This window comes from Maribacter spongiicola (assembly GCF_004364165.1).
GTDB classification, from domain to species: domain Bacteria; phylum Bacteroidota; class Bacteroidia; order Flavobacteriales; family Flavobacteriaceae; genus Maribacter; species Maribacter spongiicola.
The window spans coordinates 149,592-167,982 of sequence record NZ_SOAY01000011.1; the positions used below are offsets into that span (position 1 = coordinate 149,592).

Sequence of the window (18,391 nt, forward strand, 5' to 3'; positions counted from 1 at the left end):
ATTGACTTAATTTTTTATTATTATCTAATGGTTTAGAAATACTTTGCTAATGTTTTTATCCTATTACGAAAACTTTCATAGGTTCATATACTAATTCTTAATTCAATAGTATATTTCATTGATCATAAGCTTATTATGTATTTATTTTGACTAAACGCTTATTTTATCGAATAAATTAGACTTTTATCGAATAAAGGCAATAATATTTAAGTTTTTTAAAACTGCGGACTATTTTTATAGTGTTCCCGAAATAGAAATTTTATATCTATGAAAAATTATCACCGGGTTCAACTTTTAATTATCTTCTTACTTGTATTTTTGACGAGCTTTAGTCCAATGTTGTTTGGACCTGGTATTAGCGATGCCGAACCAATCGGTAAATTCTTAAATGGAAATTTTCAAGGCTTAGCAAGTAATGATCAACCTTATGTGCCTGCATATCCCAACTTAAGATTTGATTCACCCTTAAATTTTACTACCATACCAAATCAGCTGCGTATTGTGGTTGGTCAAAGAGATGGTAAAGTTTATTGGTTTGATGATAATGAAGATGCTACAGTAAAGAACTTAGTAGTAAACCTATCCAATGAAGTTGGGGTTGTTTGGGATGGAGGATTTTTAGGACTTTCAATTCATCCCTCTTTTGGAACCTCAGGAAAGAATTTTTTCTATATTTATTATTCTACTAAATCTCCTGACACTACTTTAAATTCACCATTAGGTTTTTCCTGTGGTATAGAGCGTTTTCATGGAAATTATCTTGTTTTGGAACGTTTTGAGGTTAATCCCATCAACTTATCATACGTCTCTGGTTCCCGGTTCACTATGCTTAAAAGACGCATGTATAATACATCGCATCGGGGAGGAGGTATGGAATTTGGTGATGATCAATTTTTATATCTTTCTACAGGAGATCAAGCTGCTTATATAAATGCGCAAAGTATTTCAGAAAACTTGGATGGAGGTGTTCTCAGGATTGATGTAGACATGGTAGGTGGATCTTTGAGTCACGCTCCAATTAGAACAATGTCATCATCAGACGCAGGTGAAGAAGATGAAGTTTCTGGTAAAGGTTATTTTATACCTAACGACAATCCTTTCAACAATTCGAATGGTAGCGTATTTGAAGAATATTATTCTTTGGGGCATAGAAACCCCCATCGTTTGACAAAAGATAGGGCTACCGGAACTTTTTATATAGGAGAGGTAGGGGAAAATACCCATGAGGAAATAAATGTGCTTGCAGCTGGTAAAAATTATGGTTGGCCACTTTATGAAGGAAAAGACATTTTTTTAAATAGTTGTATTTCCGAGTTATATAATAATATGCCACACCAAGGTCCTTTGACAGAATTCCCTAGATCAGATGCTAATTCAATCATTGGGGGGTATGTTTATCGAGGAACTGAAATTCCCGAGTTAGAGGGGAAATATATTTGTGCGGATTATGGTATTGGAGATGAAATTTGGGCGGTGAATACTACAACCGGTCAATATGAGCTTTTGGGTAATTTTGGGCCTGAGAATATAATTTCCTTTGGTCAGGATTATCAAGGAGAGTTGTATTTACTTAAATATGGCGCTAATGTCAATTTATATAAATTGGCAGCAACAGGGATAAGCAATATTAATGTGCCCCAGTTGTTATCTCAAACAGGCGCTTTTTCGAACTTGCAGAGCCTAACTGTAAATAGTGGTATTATCCCCTACGATATGATTGATTCTTTTTGGTCAGATGGAGCTTACAAAAAGCGATGGATGGCCATTCCAAATGATGGTACCCATAATACGTTAGAAGAACAGATTGTTTTTTCAGAGAATGGGGTTTGGGATTTTCCAACTGGTGCGGTATTGATAAAACATTTTGATTACCCAATAGATGACACTAATCCTAATGCTACTAAAAAAATGGAAACTCGTTTCTCGGTAAAAGGTGATGATGGTAAGTTTTATTTTTTTACATACAATTGGAACAATTCTCAAACAGATGCGGTTTTACAAGAAATTGGTTTAGATGAGACTATTCAGGTCGCTACGGTTGACGGTGGAATTAGACAAGAAACTTGGCACTTTCCATCCAATAGCGAGTGTATAAGTTGTCATAATGTTACTTCTAAAGGAACCTTGGGACCAAGAACTCGTTATTTGAACAGGGATTATGATTATGCTAATCATTCTTCTGGTGGAGTTATGGCAAATCAATTAGTGACATTAAGCCATTTAGGTATATTAAATGAAACAATTACAGATGGAGATACTCCTAGCTTTTTAACTCATACATCCATCGATGATGTCAATGGCAGTATTGAAGATAAAGCAAGATCTTATTTGGATTTGAATTGTGCATACTGTCATCAACCGGCTACAGCAAACAGGGCTAATTTTGATTTACGATTATTTAATTCATTGTCTGAAACGGGTCTTTTAACTGCTGGAATGAATGAAACATTGAATGGTTTACCATCAAATCAAAGAATTGTGTATCCAGGAGATGCCTCAAAATCACAATTATTTCATAGAACTGCAAGTACAAATATGTCTATAATGATGCCTCCTTTGGTCAAAGAAAAATCAGATTTAAATGGTGTAGCACTTATAGAAACATGGATTAATCAAATGGAAGTACCGGTGAATACTCCACAGTTAGATAATTATCAAATTGTTAACAGAAATTCTGGGTTGACATTACAAGTTTCTGATGCAGGACTAATCAACCAAAGTAATATAATGGTAGGGGGATATCAAGATTTGCCAAATCAACAATTCGAGCTCGAATTAGTTGATAATGGTTATTTCCAATTTAAGAATTTAAATAGTGGATTATATTTAGATGTGGCTTGGGCGAGTATAGCTCCAAATACAAATGTATGGCAATACACAGGAAATAGCTCTGATGCTCAATTGTGGGAATTACGAAGTACCGGTGATGGGGCATTTCATATAGTTAGTAAACTCAGTGGACACTATCTAGGAGTTCAGCCAAATAATAATGTAGCTGTATTTCCTGATACCGGAGATAATATAGTCGAATGGGAATTTTTGAGTTTGGATGCACAAACTACCCTTACGGTATCTTCTATTTCAAACCGCATCAGTGTAGAAGGGGAGGAATCTGCTTTCACAGTGAATACGCAGGGGGGTGATCCATTACAGCCGATTTCATTCTCCGCGACAGGTCTTCCCGCCGGCATTTCCATATCTGGCACTACGGGTGTTGTTTCGGGTATACTTTCGACAGGTACCGCCTTGGGCGGGGCCGCCGCTGACGGACATTATCTTGTAGGTATCACCGTAACGCGCGGCACCGAATCCGCTGTGGAAGATTTCGAATGGCAGGTTACGACCGGTATCGTAGTTCCCCCGGTGGATAGCGATGTGGTTTTCCGAATCAAGTCCGCTGGTCCAACGGTGCCGTCAACCGACGGAGGTCCCGATTGGCTCGGGGGAGCTCCCAGTGGAGCTCACAGCGGTACGGGGTATAGTGTGAACACCGGTGTTTCCGCGCCGGCCACGGGTATGCTCTATGTTGACCGTGACCCGTCCATACCTTCCTATATAGATCAAACGACCTACGGTTCTTTGTTCTCGCACGAAAGGTGGGACGGTCCCGGCGCCCCTGAAATGCAATACTCCGTTCCGCTTCCCAATGGCGATTATAGGGTGAACATATATGTTGGCAACTTCTGTACGTGTACGGACGAGGTGGGCGAGCGTGTGTTCGGCATAACGGTCGAGGGCAATGTAGTTCGAAATGGGCTTGACCTTATCACTGAGTTCGGGCACCGCTCTGGCGGTATGCTGAGCTATCCTGTTACTGTGTCCGACGGGTCCTTACAGATAGGTTTCCTTCATGGTACGGAGAACCCTATTGTGAACGCCATCGAGATTATGGGTACTACGGAGCCACAGATTCATGATGCACTTACGGTATCTTCTATTTCAAACCGTATCAGTGTAGAAGGGGAGGAATCTACTTTCACAGTGAATACACAGGGCGGTGATCCATTACAACCGATTTCGTTCTCCGCGACGGGTCTTCCCGCTGGCATTTCCATATCTGGCACTACGGGTGTTGTTTCCGGTATACTTTCGACGGGTGCCGCCTTGGGCGGTCCCGCCGCTGACGGACTTTATCTTGTAGGTATCACCGTAACGCGCGGCTCCGAATCCGCTGTGGAAGATTTCGAATGGCAGGTTACGACCGGTATCGTAGTTCCCCCGGTGGATAGCGATGTGGTTTTCCGAATCAAGTCCGCTGGTCCAACGGTGCCGTCAACCGACGGAGGTCCCGATTGGCTCGGGGGAGCTCCCAGTGGAGCTCACAGCGGTACGGGGTATAGTGTGAACACCGGTGTTTCCGCGCCGGCCACGGGTATGCTCTATGTTGACCGTGACCCGTCCATACCTTCCTATATAGATCAAACGACCTACGGTTCTTTGTTCTCGCACGAAAGGTGGGACGGTCCCGGCGCCCCTGAAATGCAATATTCCGTTCCTCTACCCAATGGAGATTATAGGGTGAACATATATGTTGGCAACTTCTGTACGTGTACGGACGAGGTGGGCGAGCGTGTGTTCGGCATAACGGTCGAGGGCAATGTAGTTCGAAATGGGCTTGACCTTATCACTGAGTTCGGGCACCGCTCTGGCGGTATGCTGAGCTATCCTGTTACTGTGTCCGACGGGTCCTTACAGATAGGTTTCCTTCATGGTACGGAGAACCCTATTGTGAACGCCATCGAGATTATTTCAGTAAAAAATTCTGGCTTGCAATTGAAAACTAAAATTATTGATGATACATCTGAAATAAAAGACATATTAATTTATCCAAATCCGGTTAGTTCGGGAGAAACACTATTTATAAATTTGAAAAGTGCCTTGAATGATAAGCCAATGGTACTTGAATTATACAATATATTTGGAAGCAAGATTAAACAACGAGAATATCAAGTAACTAATACGAATGTTTTAGAATTTGTGATAGATAATAATATAGCTGTAGGTGTTTATATAATTAATGTAAGAGTAGGCGATAGTATTGTTAAAACGCAAAAAATAATTGTTAAATAGTATGTGTAATATAAGTTGGGCTATTAAGAGTTGTATTATATTCTTTTTACTTTGATAATTTATAAAAAGGTAGCTCAACTGAAAATAGGAATACTAAGGCAAAAACATTTATTTTTATAGTTTATTAGGCAATTCTTTTAATTGCTTTGCGTTTTATTCTACAAATATAAAAATTATGATGTCTACCCAGGCTCTAACATTGAATTGTTACTCTTTAATAAATTCAGAAGCTATAAAAATCTACAAAAAAGCACTTATAGATGTGGGTTGTGATAGTGCCTATTATTGTTTTGAATTGTTAATTAGTGGAGAAAATAAACTAGAACAATTACATTTTTTTGATTATAGAACTGAAGATGGTTCTGTTAAGGTTGTTATGCCTTTTGTACTTAGGGATATCATTATTAATGACTCAGATACCGGATTTAAAGATGTAAGTAGTCCTTGGGGGTATAATGGACCGTTCTTTTTGAACGGACTATCAGAAGATGTTGTGAGTGATTTTTGGATGTCGGTAGATTCTTGGTATACTGAAAATAAAGTTGTTTCCGAGTTTTTGAGATTTAATTTCTTTGGTAACCAAGCAAATTATACAGGTACGGCGTTACACACGCTTTTGAATGTAAAGGGTAATATAACTGATTGGGATATTTTTTGGTCCAATTTAAAATCTAATACAAGAAATCAGTTTCGTAAGGCAGAAAAGCTTGGTTTAGATTTTCAAATGTGTTATGGAGATTTTTCTGAAATAAAAATTAAAGATTTTTATAAAGTATATATAAATACAATGAACCGACGTGATGCTATCGACTCATTTTATCATCCGTTAGATTATTTTATTAATTTTTGGCAAGAAAACATTAAAAAATGTGCTGTTGGTTTGGTGTATTATAACGGAATTCCTATTTCCGCTGAACTTTTTCTAATTTCTGATAATACAATTTTTTCATTTTTAGGCGGTACCGATTCTGATTATTTTAAGTTGAGACCTAATGAGTTTTTAAAAATAAACGCCATTCAATGGGGTAATAAAGAGGGAATGGATTATTATATGATTGGGGGTGGTTTATCTAATGGTTTAGATGATAAATTATATCAATATAAGAAAAAGTATTTTCCGTTAGATGATGATATCGATTTTTTCACGGGTAGAAAAATTATACTACCTAAGGTTTACTTAGAACTTTTAAGTAAAGCAGGATATAAGGATGTAAATAATAATGCTCTCGTAGATCTTGAAACTGGATACTTTCCTAAATATCGGGATGTAAAACGTTAAGGGATATTAAAGAAATTAATAGTAGAATTGCTAATATTTAATTAGAACTAGTAGATGCTATTTAATAGTATGATAAAAGGTTTAAAAGTATAATAAAAGGTTCAAAAGAATAATATGTTCTTTTAAACCTTTTATATTTTAAATCCTGATTGCAAATTCTAAATTAGATGTATCTTGTTAAGATATCAAAATTTATCGTTCAATATCAGCCTTTCTTTAAGTGTTTAAATTCATCCCAATCTTGCCTTTGTAAATCCATAGCTAACATAATTGGGTTAGAATTTGGATCTACATCAATTTCACCTGGGTTGAAAATCTTTTCAATCGTTTTGAAGATAATTATAATATCATTTTTAAAGCTCATTTGATTCATGTACTCAATGTCCTTTATAAATTTATCTTCCCAGCTCATGAAATTTCTTCCAGATATTTGTGCTAAGCCAGTAATTCCCGGTCGAATTAAAAAACGCTTCTTTTCTTCTGTTGTATAATATGGTAAATATCTTATAAGTAATGGTCTTGGTCCAATAAGACTCATATCTCCAGTAAGCACATTAATTAATTGAGGTAATTCATCAATTGATGTTTTCCTTATAAAGATTCCCATAGGCGTAAGCCGTTCCGAATCAGGTAGTAAATTACCATTCGCATCCTTTCGGCTGTTCATAGTTTTTAATTTTAGAACAGAGAAGATTTTTTCATTTTTACCTGGTCTTTTTTGTGTGAAAAAAGGACTTTCTTTAAAACTTATGGTCAAAATAACAATTGTTATTAAAATAATGGGAGAGAGGATTAAAAGACCACAAAGGGCCAGAATGAAATCTAAAGGTCTTTTAAAATAGGTTTTATATATCATAATTAAGTAATGGTTAATTGAGGATTAAGTGCTTCTTTATTTTTAATTCTAAGCTTCATGTTTTAAAACACTAGGTTGATACCTATTTATTACATCGGCTATATGATCTAAATCTTGCGTATCATATCTAAAATCAAGATGGACGTTCAATAAAAATTGATATGTATACTTAATATTATTCTGAGGCCATAATTCTGCGGGGTAAATATCATTTGATACTAAAAACTGCTTTAGCTGTATTAAAGATTCTCTATCCTTAAAAATTAATAATAGTCCAAAGGGTACTTTGTTTTTAGCATCAAGTACTTTAAAGTTATTATTTTGGCTAATTTTTGTTTTTACGTAAGCACTATTTTTTGATTTGAAATAATTAAAATCTCTAAATAACGCATTCCTTATAACTTTTTCATGTTCGTTGTGTAACGGAATTATTTCTTTGATGTCACGCAGAATGTTCTCTCCTTGATTATAAGTCGATAGAAATACATTTTTATCTTGCTCACGTTCGCAGCTATCTTTTAGTTGCATTGCCAATGACATAGCGTCCCAAGAGGTCGTCATAGAGTTAACCGTATCTATATTATTGTTTTTTTGTAAAGCAGGAAAAGCAATTGTGCTATTGCTTTTCTTAGGTTTCCATGCAATACCTCCAAGGGGTGCGGGTAATGTTTTTCTCAAAGAGGCGATGCAGAAATCTGCCTCGCTTTCAATGCAACCATCAGTTAACCACCCATGAGAATGGTCTTCTATAATAATAGGTCGATCGCCTTGAGGTATTGTATTTGACTTTAGTCCCCAAAAGTTATTGACTAAAACCAAATCTGTTGTTTCGAATTCCAAAAAATTTACTTTAGACTCTGCATCAAATGGGTCTATATCGTAGTATGCTATTTGCGAAAATGTACTTTCTAACCAGTCTTTTACAAATGGGCAATAGTAGTTTGGTAACCAGATTGTTTTAATTTTTCGTTCTTTTAGTACCGCCTCAAAAATGAAGCGCATTGCATATCGTCCAGCATAAAAAAGATGATGTTCCCCTAAAAAAGAGTGATCTGTTTCAAAAATTTGATCGATATCTGTTTTATGAAAAAAAGAGCCGTATCCAATTATAGTTTTATTCATAATACAAAGAAACCAAAAAATAGTTGATACATAAATGTATATCGAAGAAGTTAATATATTTCAGATAAACTGATGTTCTGATATTTCATAATTAGAACGTTATTAATCCTTCAATTTAGAAGACTTGTTAATGATTATAGTTGTTTAAGTTCTTCATATACGGTTAAAGTCTTTTCTACCATACTGTCTTTGGTAAATTGAATCAATGCCTTCTCTTTTCCTGCTAAGGCTAATTTATATCTTAACTCATCGTCATTGATAACTTGATTGAGTAAATTACCTAATTGTTTGGCGTCTTCCATGTCATAAATAAAACCGCTTTTGCCGTGATCTATTTGATCCGTAGCTCCATAAGAATTGGCTCTTATAGTGCAACAACCACTCATCATTGCTTCTACTGCTACCAATCCAAAGGTGTCTATTCTAGATGGTAGTGTGAAAATATCGAACATTTGATATACCGGTTTTGGATCTTGAAAGGGCAAAATACTGACCTTTTTCTCTAGATTTTCATGTTCCACAAGGTCCATAAGCCATTTTTCACCTGCAGTATCGTCAAAATGACCAACTAAAACCAAATGAATCTTATCAAGCATATCTTTGGGCAGATGGTGGGCTACAGCATTTATCAAAACATCTAACCCTTTTGCTTTGATCAATCTACCTACAAATCCTACAATAATTTTATCGGTAGGAATCTTGTTTTGTTGTTTTAATCGGTTTATTTCCTCTTTTGAAATTTGATCTGCAAATCGTTTTGAAATTCCGTGGTGTACGATACGGACGGTTTTTGGATCAGTACCCATAATCTTTTCAGTAAAATCTTTTGAGCCTGAACTGACAGCTATTAGGAGGTCTGGGTGTTTGTATGAAAAACTTGGTCGTATAGTATCGGTATGAACCGTAGAAATATATTTTTTTCCTAATAGCCACGGAAATAAAGTGGTATTTGGCGATTGAGCATGAATAATATCGGCGTTTATTTTAAGTATGTAAGAAAGTACTTTTAAGGTTTCTGTAATTGAAAGAATCCCTTTTTTTAAAACATTACCCTTTGGTTCCTTGAAATAGTAAACTTTTACACCCCAATCTTTTAAATCTTGTTGTAATTTTTTAAAATACGTATCTTCTCCTTGGTCATCAGATTTTAGAAAGCCACTTGTAATCAAATGTATTTCGTGTCCTCGTTCCACAAGACCCTGTGTTAAATCTAAAACATTTGTAGCAAAGCCATCCCTTCTGAAGCGCATTGCAATAAAAAGTATCTTCATATTATTTTTTTAGACAAATTCAATTTTGTGACCATAAAATTGATGTATTTAATAATTTGTCGTTTTTTACTCTAATAGTATATTCGTAATTAGTAACTGATACTTATGCAGTGAAACTATTTATTATTGTATTATATGCTTGTTCAGGAGATAAATTATTCTTCATATACATATAACCATTTTGACCTAATGTTGTTCTTAAATCTTTACTGTTGTATAGTTTTAGAAGATTACTTTTAAAACTTTCTATATCTCCGGCATTTGAATAAAAACCACTTTGTATTTGTTCTTGTATGATTCCGAAATCTGTGTTTACGTCTACAGAAGCCAATACAGGTTTTTTAAAGCAATAGTAGGCATTTACTTTTGAAGGAAAATTAGGGATACTAAAATCTTGGTTCAATGAAATAAGCCCAATATCTGCAATAGCCAATACGTCATTATAGTCTTGTCTAGGAAGGTTTCCCTTTAAGATTACGTTTTTAAGACCCATTTCTTCGGCCATAATTTTTATTCGTTCGCGTTCAGTACCTCTTCCAACTATAAAAAAGACTAAATCTTCTAGCTCTTGTGATGCTTGTGCAAGTTGAATAATATTTTCTACACGCTGTGGTAATCCTATATTACCTCCGAATATGGCAATCATTTTATCTTTAAGGCCATATTTTTCTCTCATGGCCGTTTCGTTCAAATCTTTTGGTAATTCATGAATCTTTTCCCAATTGGGTAGCAAATGTAATTTTGATGTATCCACTTCAGGATTATGTTTTGTAACAAAATCAATATTTGCAGGAGACATACAACCAATTCTATCGGATTGCTTGTAAAGTTTTATTTCCTTTTTTCTAAAGTAATTGTATATAAACCCGCCATTAGACATCATTTTCAGATCCACAGCATTTTGGGGAAATATATCTCTTAGAATCAAGTATAATTTTGCTTTGGATTTCTTTTTTATCCATGCTGCAAAATCAATTAGTGTAATAGGTGGTGTTGGTATTAATATCAAATCAAAATCTATGGCAATTTTATGTTTTTTGAAAGCTCGTTTATATTGATGTGATAGTAGAATATTAGAAAGACCTTTTACGATTTTGTTACCTCCAAAAAGGGCTAGGGTAGGGACCCTCAAAATTTGTATTCCACTTTCTATAACCAATTCTGATGATTTACGACCTTCCTCGTCTGGTGCTATTACCAATACATCATGTCCTTGATTATGAAATTCATGAATCAAATCTGTATAGAGATGAGTATTTTTTTTTACATCAGGAAAGGTCAAGCCCAAGAAAAGTATTTTCTTCATTTTTACATTTTTTATTTCGACCATACAACACGGTTTACATAATCTACGTAAGACAAAATTATGCGTACTACCTTATCACTTACATTTGGCATAGAATAATCTGCAACCGGTCTGAAATTTCGTTCAGGATTTCGCTTTTGCCCCTGTAAAACATCCAATGCTTGTAATATTCGTTCAGGGTTTAAGCCAACCATCATCACAGAAGCTTCTTCCATGGCTTCTGGTCGTTCATGAGCTTCCCTAATATTTAATGCCCTAAAATTTAAAATACTAGATTCTTCAGAAATAGTACCACTGTCTGATAATACGGCAAAAGAATGGTATTGTAGTGCGTTATAATCAGAAAAACCAAGTGGTTTTAAAAACCTGATATTTTTATGTGCCTTTATCTTTTTGGCATCCAACATATTTCGTGTTCTTGGATGCGTTGATACGATTACGGGATAATCATATTTTTCTGCAATTAAGTTCAAAGAAGTAATAAGACCTTCAAAATTTTTAGGATTACTTATATTTTCTTCCCTGTGCGATGAGACCACAAAAAACTTGCCTTCTTCCAATTTTAGCTTATTAAGCACATCTGAAGCTTCTATCTTAGCCTTAAATTTGTGAAGCACCTCAAACATAGGACTTCCAGTTTTGATGACCCTTTCTGGTGAAAGACCTTCTCTTAAAAGGTATTCACGAGCAATATCGCTATAGGTTAGATTAATGTCAGACACGTGGTCCACAATTTTTCTATTGGTTTCTTCTGGCACACGTTGATCAAAACAACGGTTTCCCGCTTCCATATGAAATACAGGTATTTTCCTCTTTTTTGCAGGAATAGCACATAGGCATGAATTGGTATCTCCTAATACTAAAAAAGCGTCTGGGTTGATTTCTTCTAAAACAGGGTCAATTTTAATAAGAATATTACCTATAGTTTCTGCAGCATTTTTACCAGCTGCATTAAGAAATATGTCAGGTTTTCTTATTTCTAAATCTTCAAAAAAGATTCCGTTGAGTTCATAATCGTAATTTTGCCCGGTGTGTACTAAGGTGTGTTCAATTGATTTATTAGTATCCAAAGCGTTTAATACACAGGCCAATCTAATAATTTCTGGTCGTGTTCCAACGACGGTAAGTACTTTAAGTTTTTTCAAAATATGTGCTTTTAATTCGTAGTTGGTTTATACATTTTCAAAATAGGTGTCGGCGTCTTTCTCATTATAAGGTTCATTGATCCAAAATAATGTAATCAATTCTTCATCTCCTATATTCTTGATATTGTGGGTGTGCCATATAGGCATGTCTACATAGGCAGGTTCGGTGCCATCCAAATAATAATCTATGACGTCATCAGTTCCAATTTTTCTTAGCTGTATTAAGGCTTTTCCACTTATTACTGCAAAACGTTCTGCTTTTCTAGTATGGTAATGGTTGCCTCTTGTAATACCTGGTACGGTTGTAGAAAAAGAAAACTGTCCACTTGTCTCTGTTCTTGCTATTTCAACAAAACTACCTCTTGCATCTGTATGTTTAGTGTATTTAACAGGGTAGTGGTCTTTAGGTACATAGCATCTAAAGGTATTAAAAAGTGCTTTTTCAAAAGAATCCTCTAGACTAGGAAAAATACCTTTTCCCATGTAATCAGATTTATATTGTTTTAGCAGCGATAGAATTTTAGAAACTTTTATATGTGTTTCTGGTGCTATCAGTAGTTCATAGCTATTTTTACCTATATTCTTTGTTTCAATTTTGTCTTCTATAACCTTACTGAATTTAGAAATAAGATCGTTGATATAAATAAGACCTACTTCACTATCATTGTGGATGACTGGTTCTTCATTATGGGCAATTTTATGGCAAAATGTGGCCACTACAGAATTGTAATTTGGCTTTCCAAAAGGACCAAAAACATTTGGTATTGTTAACGATGTTACCTTACCGTTACCTTTGTTCGCCCAATCCATAAAAAGGTGTTTGCCCTCTTTTTTAGACTTTCCATATAAATTATCATTAACCTCCTGAGAAGAAGATGAAAAAATTATATGAGGATTAACTTTTTCTTTATCGCAAGCGCTGATCAATGTATTTACGAGTGCTATGTTCGTTTCATAAATTACATTAGCATCTTCATGTCTATTCATGGCGGCTAAGTGTACAATGACATCACAACTTTTAACAAAAGTACCCAGGGCTTTATCGTTAGAAAAAAATGAACGCTTAAATGGAACAAGTTCAATTTGTTCCTTCAAGGCTAATGTGCTATATAAATGATATCCGACAAAACCTGCCTGCCCGGTAATTCCTACTCTAAATTTCATTGCATCAATTTTTTAAAATGTGTCAATATTTGCTATTCCCATTGCGCCTTCCAATAATTTGCATCGTACCTAAAGTCATCATTTTTAGATTGTTCTACTGTAAAATCAGAAAAAACCAAAAGTTTCGAATTAGCTTCAATAGCTTTAATGCCGGTGGCATAGCCTCCAGTAATTGCTAAAATATCTGGGTTAGCTGCTGAGAGAACAATTTTTTCTGTTTTTAAATCTTGCGACGGTTGTTCAAAACTAGGTACCTTAACCAAGTTTATAATAAAACTACCCTGAGTACAGTAAAACCACTTCTTCTCATTTTCATGACCTTGCCATGCCCTTATCATTGTTTGGTTACTAGGTGCTATTTCATACATTCTAATAATCTCGGTAAGATTAAAAGAATTTAAAAATGATACTGCACCTCTCTCATCGGTATGGATGTTGCCGTTAATAAGGGTGTACGAAGCCATTTATAACAAGTCTTTAATGTATTCTAAGTTTAATAAAGTTTCCTTTAGTTCTTTATTTGTAAGCTGTTCGGTATTATGAGAGTGATAATCTTCTATTTCACTCGTGTTAGTTTCTCCTTCAGAGAAATAACGACTATAGTTTAGATCCCTATTATCTGCCGGAATACGATAAAACTCTCCCATATCTTCTGCCTTTTGCATTTCTTCTCTAGTACAAAGGGTTTCGTATAATTTTTCTCCATGTCGCGTACCTATAACTTTAATCTCGTTATCGGCATTGAAGATATCTTTTACGGCAGCCGCTAAATCACCTATGGTACTGGCAGGGGCTTTATTAACGAATAAATCTCCTTGGTTTCCGTGTTCAAAAGCGAACAGTACCAAATCTACAGCGTCTTCCAATGACATTAAAAAACGGGTCATTTTTGGATCGGTTACCGTTAAAGGTAATTTTTGTTCAATTTGATTTACGAATAGAAGGTATTACCGAACCTCTTGATGCCATTACATTACCATAACGGGTAAGACAAACAATGGTTTTATCTTCATGAATGTTTCTAGAAGCAGCGACTGCTACTTTTTCCATTAAGGCTTTACTAATTCCCATTGCATTAATAGGGTAGGCAGCTTTATCTGTACTTAAGCAAATAACGCGTTTTACACCGTTGGCAACAGCAGCATCTATAGTATTTTGTGTTCCAAAAACATTTGTTTTAGCAGCTTCTATAGGGAAAAATTCACAAGAAGGCACTTGTTTTAAGGCTGCAGCATGAAATACATAATCAACCCCTCTCATAGCTTTGTCAATGCTATTATAATCACGTACATCACCAATGTAGAATTTTACTTTTTCATTTTTTAGGTGGTTACGCATATCATCTTGTTTTTTCTCGTCTCGAGAAAAAATACGGATTTCTTTAATATCGGTTTCCAGAAAGCGATTTAGTACGGCGTTTCCAAAGGATCCTGTACCTCCTGTAATAAGTAGTGTTTTGTTTTTAAACATAATTTAGATTTCGGTTATGAATGTTTGAACCGACGTTTCAAAGTGGTCGTAGTCTCTCTTTACATCCTCTAGAAAAACGGTGCAGTTGTTAATAAATTGTTCTTTGTTAAAGCTCTCTTTAAATTTCAGGAGTTTATTAGGAATTTCTGTATAGTCATCCATTACAATACCTAAACCATATTTTTTAATTACTCTACTATGTTCTGTATTATTTCGTGCAATACATGGAATTTGGAGCAATGCCGATAGGTATAATCTATTTGCAATCGCATAATTACTTATTTTATCATTATTTTGAATAATATTTATAAAATCTGTTCGTTCCAGGAGCTTAATTTCCTGACTTTTTTCGTAAGGACCCAAAAGTTTTACATTTTCAATATTGTTATTTTTAATTTCTTTTTTCAATAATTCAATGGCAGGACCTTTACCTATAAAGGACATTTGGAAATTCTCATTGTTTTGTAACTGCAACATAACCGCAGAATTTGTTTGAAAATCTCGAATCGCGCCAATAGTATCTACATGAATTTTTTTATTTAAGAAAAATTCTTTTTTAGCATATTTACCATCCAAATAATTTTTTATAAGTTCAATGTTAATATTATGACTTATAATGTAATTTTTATTTTTTGGTAGCCAATCGGTAAATCCCAATGATGAAATAAAAATATCTGGTGTATGTTTCAATAATTTAAGAAATCTTTTTTCAAAATAAGTTATAACTGAAGTGTAATCCCTGATATCAAGTATAACTTTGGAACTAAATTTTTTAATAAGAAATGTGCTTAAAAAAATCCCAAGTTGCGGTGTAAATACTATTAATTTGTCAAATTTACCTTTTAGAATTTCTTTCTTTGAAAATTGGCCAAATCTATAATAATTCAAAGCTATTAAAAATGGATTTCTTGAACTAGAATTATTTTCATAGGCTATTGTTTTGTTTTCGGTTTTTCCTGCCCTATTCCATGTTATAAGGGTATATTCTACATCATGCATATCTAATACTTGACGGTAATAGTCAATGTATGGAGCTGTAAAAATATTATTAGGAAAAATAAGGGCTATTTTCATATTTTTATAGTTATTTATTCTAGACTTATTATTTATTTGATTTGCAATACTTTTTTGATTTTACAAAAACAATTATTTTTTTAATTAATTAATTAATTAGCTTAGCGCCAAATCTATTTTTCCGGGCGGTAATTCTTAGTTTTATTTATGCCTTAACTTAAATAAACCTAGAAAGAGTTAAGTATTATATTTCAAATAAATCATTTTTTAATATTTCAACTAACTAATTTAAGCTTTCTATAAACTCGACAATTCGTTTACTTGCTGACCCATCCCCATATGGATTATGTAATCGACTCATTTTTTTATACAAATTTGAATCTTGTAGAAGATTTTGTGCTTCTTTAACTATTTTATTCTTATTGGTTCCCACTAATATTACGGTGCCTGCTTTTACTGCTTCAGGTCTTTCGGTTGTGTCTCTCATTACTAGTACTGGTTTCCCTAAACTTGGAGCCTCTTCTTGAACACCTCCACTATCAGTAATAATCAATTCAGATTTATTCATTAACCAGACAAAAGCCGGATAAGCCAGAGGTGCAATAAGATGTACATTAGGTAAACTTCCTAAAATTTCGTGTACTGGTTTCAGGACTTTTGGATTTAGATGTACCGGATATATGATTTGAACATTTGGATTAGTGGATACAATTTCTTTCAAAGCTTTACAAATATTGATAAACCCTTGACCATGATTTTCACGCCTGTGTCCAGTAACTAAAATAATCCTCTTGTCAAAATTGATCGTTTTTTTTAATTTTTCTATTTCTTTATCGAATATACTTTCAACTTTTGCAGAACTATCTATGAGCGCATCTATAACAGTATTACCAGTAATTATTATATTTTTCTTTGAAATATTTTCTCTGATTAAGTTATCAAAAGAAGTTTGAGTTGGTGCAAAATGGTAATCTGCTAAACGACCGGTAATTGATCTATTAATCTCTTCTGGAAAAGGAGAATATTTATTAAATGTTCTTAACCCAGCTTCTACATGGCAGACTTTTGCACCAGAATAAAATGCTGCAATACTTGATGCCATAGTAGTAGTAGTATCACCATGTACATAAACGTAATCTGGTCGAAATTCTTCAAGAATGGGCTGTAGCTCTGTTATTATATCCGCAGTTAAACCGTAGAGATTTTGTCCCGGCTTCATAAGATTTAAATCATAATCTGGAATAATTTCAAAAAAATCTAACACTTGGTCCAACATTTCCCGATGTTGAGCAGTCACGCATATTTTTGTTTCAAACAAATTATTTTGTTTAAATGCTCTGACCAATGGAGCCATTTTAATTGCCTCCGGTCTTGTTCCAAAAATAATTAGATTTTTTTTTATCATATTTTAAGATTTAATCGTATCGAAATAATTTTAGTAATAAGAGTAATAGTTGAATTTTATTTTATCAAAAATATTTTTTTGATGTTGTATTATCAACCTGTTGATTGTATCAATTTTGTTTTAAAATTTGTAAGCTATTGTAAACAACTTATACATTGAATTTGTGTTCATAAGTTGCTATGCCTTTTAGCGTAAATAGTTGGAAAAATTACTTTAGCCCATCCCATTAAATAAACTATTGGTAGCCGAACAGGAAAATGCTGTCTATTGTATTCTAGATTTGATTTAAAGTCTAAACCAACTGGACTATGCAAAAGAGTAACTCTTTTTTTGAAAGATAGCTTTGCAAAAGTTTTGTAAGGATTCGTATGGTCGTCTGAACAATTTCCTAAATAATTTGGCGTGACTAATACGGGTAATTCTTTTTTTACTGCCATTAATGTGTAATCGTAATCGGCTAGTCCATGAATATATTTTTTAGACAGAATACCTATCTCATCAACCACATTTTTACTTACCCACATAATATTAGCATTACCGAGTTCACAAGATTGTGGACTTTTTCCATTTGGTAGAACTTTTGTAAAATGAGCAAGAAATTTGTTTGTGAAGTTATGACCGCCATATGTGTATTCCTTACTGTCCTTATCCATAGTAGGACCACAATAAATACCACCCTTACCATACTTTTTTTGAGAGTATGCATGAGTTTCAATAAGTTCTGTAAACATGGTGTCGTAAACGTTGGTATCATCGTTTAATAACAGAAATGCATCATATTCTGTTTTAATTGCTTCATTCCAAGAATTACGCATTCCACCTGCCCAATATAGACTTCCTGTTCCTTGTAATACGTTAATATTTGGATAGTTTTCAGCAACAGCTACAGCTGTGCCATCTGTAGAACCATCATCAGTTAAATAGATGTCGATACTAATATCATCCTTTACTTTTTCTAGGGAAAGGTAAAGATGCTTTAAAGAATCTAATGTCTTTTGCTTTCTATTAAAGCATGTTAACAATACTGCTATTTTATACATTACTCAATTTTTTTATTTCTAGGCATTTTATAAATTTATTATAATTCAAAATTGAAGTGTACTAATTGTACACATATCAATCACGTTTTTTTGCTCAACATTCTGCTGCCATATGAGGTTATAGACCCTGCCCACATTTGTTAGTTTTTTCAATGAATTACCAGCTATCGTGCTATCATACAACAATTTATTTTAAAGACCTGTTTTTTACTAAATGTATATGATTACATTTTATATAATCATAATGGT

12 protein-coding genes and 1 pseudogene are annotated in these 18,391 nt (G+C 34.1%); 2 read left to right on the forward strand and 11 right to left on the reverse strand.

Features of this window, described 5'->3' with window-relative positions; all coding sequences use genetic code 11:
• The first annotated feature begins 267 nt into the window (after positions 1 to 267).
• Both CLV90_RS08870 and CLV90_RS08875 read left to right on the forward strand, forming a co-directional pair.
• The gene (locus CLV90_RS08870; protein ID WP_133687157.1) at positions 268 to 5,070 is read left to right on the forward strand and encodes a PQQ-dependent sugar dehydrogenase; all 4,803 of its coding nucleotides are present in this window, start codon (positions 268 to 270) and stop codon (positions 5,068 to 5,070) included.
• A gap of 175 nt (positions 5,071 to 5,245) precedes the next feature.
• Positions 5,246 to 6,349, forward strand: a complete 1,104-nt coding sequence (locus CLV90_RS08875; protein ID WP_133687158.1) for a GNAT family N-acetyltransferase — start codon at positions 5,246 to 5,248, stop codon at positions 6,347 to 6,349.
• Between the two features lie 205 nt (positions 6,350 to 6,554).
• Here CLV90_RS08875 and CLV90_RS08880 read toward each other — a convergent pair whose 3' ends face one another.
• The 11 genes and pseudogenes from CLV90_RS08880 to CLV90_RS08930 all read right to left on the reverse strand — a co-directional run bounded on the left by CLV90_RS08880 (position 6,555) and on the right by CLV90_RS08930 (position 18,142).
• The gene (locus CLV90_RS08880) at positions 6,555 to 7,205 is read right to left on the reverse strand and encodes a sugar transferase (protein WP_341777686.1); all 651 of its coding nucleotides are present in this window, start codon (positions 7,203 to 7,205) and stop codon (positions 6,555 to 6,557) included.
• Positions 7,206 to 7,253: 48 nt separating this feature from the next.
• Positions 7,254 to 8,327 (reverse strand): hypothetical protein, encoded by a 1,074-nt coding sequence (locus tag CLV90_RS08885; RefSeq protein ID WP_133687159.1) that lies wholly within the window; start codon positions 8,325 to 8,327, stop codon positions 7,254 to 7,256.
• A gap of 134 nt (positions 8,328 to 8,461) precedes the next feature.
• Positions 8,462 to 9,598 carry a glycosyltransferase family 4 protein gene (locus tag CLV90_RS08890; RefSeq protein WP_133687160.1) on the reverse strand — a complete coding sequence of 379 codons (1,137 nt, stop codon included), beginning with the start codon at positions 9,596 to 9,598 and terminating at the stop codon, positions 8,462 to 8,464.
• A 103-nt stretch (positions 9,599 to 9,701) separates the two neighbouring features.
• Positions 9,702 to 10,904: a glycosyltransferase family 4 protein gene (locus CLV90_RS08895; protein WP_166638556.1), complete on the reverse strand. Its 1,203-nt coding sequence runs from the start codon at positions 10,902 to 10,904 to the stop codon at positions 9,702 to 9,704.
• An 11-nt stretch (positions 10,905 to 10,915) separates the two neighbouring features.
• The gene (gene wecB, locus CLV90_RS08900; protein WP_133687162.1) at positions 10,916 to 12,049 is read right to left on the reverse strand and encodes a non-hydrolyzing UDP-N-acetylglucosamine 2-epimerase; all 1,134 of its coding nucleotides are present in this window, start codon (positions 12,047 to 12,049) and stop codon (positions 10,916 to 10,918) included.
• Positions 12,050 to 12,076: 27 nt separating this feature from the next.
• Positions 12,077 to 13,213 (reverse strand): polysaccharide biosynthesis C-terminal domain-containing protein, encoded by a 1,137-nt coding sequence (locus tag CLV90_RS08905; protein ID WP_133687163.1) that lies wholly within the window; start codon positions 13,211 to 13,213, stop codon positions 12,077 to 12,079.
• A 32-nt stretch (positions 13,214 to 13,245) separates the two neighbouring features.
• A complete protein-coding gene (locus CLV90_RS08910) occupies positions 13,246 to 13,677 on the reverse strand; it encodes a hypothetical protein (RefSeq protein WP_133687164.1) in 432 nt (143 codons plus the stop codon).
• A pseudogene (locus CLV90_RS08915) lies at positions 13,678 to 14,683 on the reverse strand (polysaccharide biosynthesis protein).
• Positions 14,684 to 14,686: 3 nt separating this feature from the next.
• Entirely contained in the window at positions 14,687 to 15,757 is a 1,071-nt protein-coding gene (locus CLV90_RS08920) for a glycosyltransferase family protein (protein ID WP_133687165.1), read from the reverse strand.
• Between the two features lie 223 nt (positions 15,758 to 15,980).
• Positions 15,981 to 17,099: a non-hydrolyzing UDP-N-acetylglucosamine 2-epimerase gene (wecB, locus tag CLV90_RS08925; protein WP_133687956.1), complete on the reverse strand. Its 1,119-nt coding sequence runs from the start codon at positions 17,097 to 17,099 to the stop codon at positions 15,981 to 15,983.
• A 170-nt stretch (positions 17,100 to 17,269) separates the two neighbouring features.
• The gene (locus CLV90_RS08930) at positions 17,270 to 18,142 is read right to left on the reverse strand and encodes a glycosyltransferase family 2 protein (protein ID WP_133687166.1); all 873 of its coding nucleotides are present in this window, start codon (positions 18,140 to 18,142) and stop codon (positions 17,270 to 17,272) included.
• Positions 18,143 to 18,391: the final 249 nt, after the last annotated feature.

Bases quoted from the DNA above. Each gene is read 5' to 3' on its own strand.
- CLV90_RS08880 (WP_341777686.1), bottom strand. From the start codon at position 7,205: ATGATATATAAAACCTATTTTAAAAGACCTTTAGATTTCATTCTGGCC.
- CLV90_RS08895 (WP_166638556.1), bottom strand. From the start codon at position 10,904: ATGAAGAAAATACTTTTCTTGGGCTTGACCTTTCCTGATGTAAAAAAA.
- CLV90_RS08905 (WP_133687163.1), bottom strand. From the start codon at position 13,213: ATGAAATTTAGAGTAGGAATTACCGGGCAGGCAGGTTTTGTCGGATAT.
- CLV90_RS08875 (WP_133687158.1), top strand. From the start codon at position 5,246: ATGATGTCTACCCAGGCTCTAACATTGAATTGTTACTCTTTAATAAAT.
- CLV90_RS08920 (WP_133687165.1), bottom strand. From the start codon at position 15,757: ATGAAAATAGCCCTTATTTTTCCTAATAATATTTTTACAGCTCCATAC.
- CLV90_RS08910 (WP_133687164.1), bottom strand. From the start codon at position 13,677: ATGGCTTCGTACACCCTTATTAACGGCAACATCCATACCGATGAGAGA.
- CLV90_RS08890 (WP_133687160.1), bottom strand. From the start codon at position 9,598: ATGAAGATACTTTTTATTGCAATGCGCTTCAGAAGGGATGGCTTTGCT.
- CLV90_RS08930 (WP_133687166.1), bottom strand. From the start codon at position 18,142: ATGTATAAAATAGCAGTATTGTTAACATGCTTTAATAGAAAGCAAAAG.
- CLV90_RS08870 (WP_133687157.1), top strand. From the start codon at position 268: ATGAAAAATTATCACCGGGTTCAACTTTTAATTATCTTCTTACTTGTA.
- CLV90_RS08885 (WP_133687159.1), bottom strand. From the start codon at position 8,327: ATGAATAAAACTATAATTGGATACGGCTCTTTTTTTCATAAAACAGAT.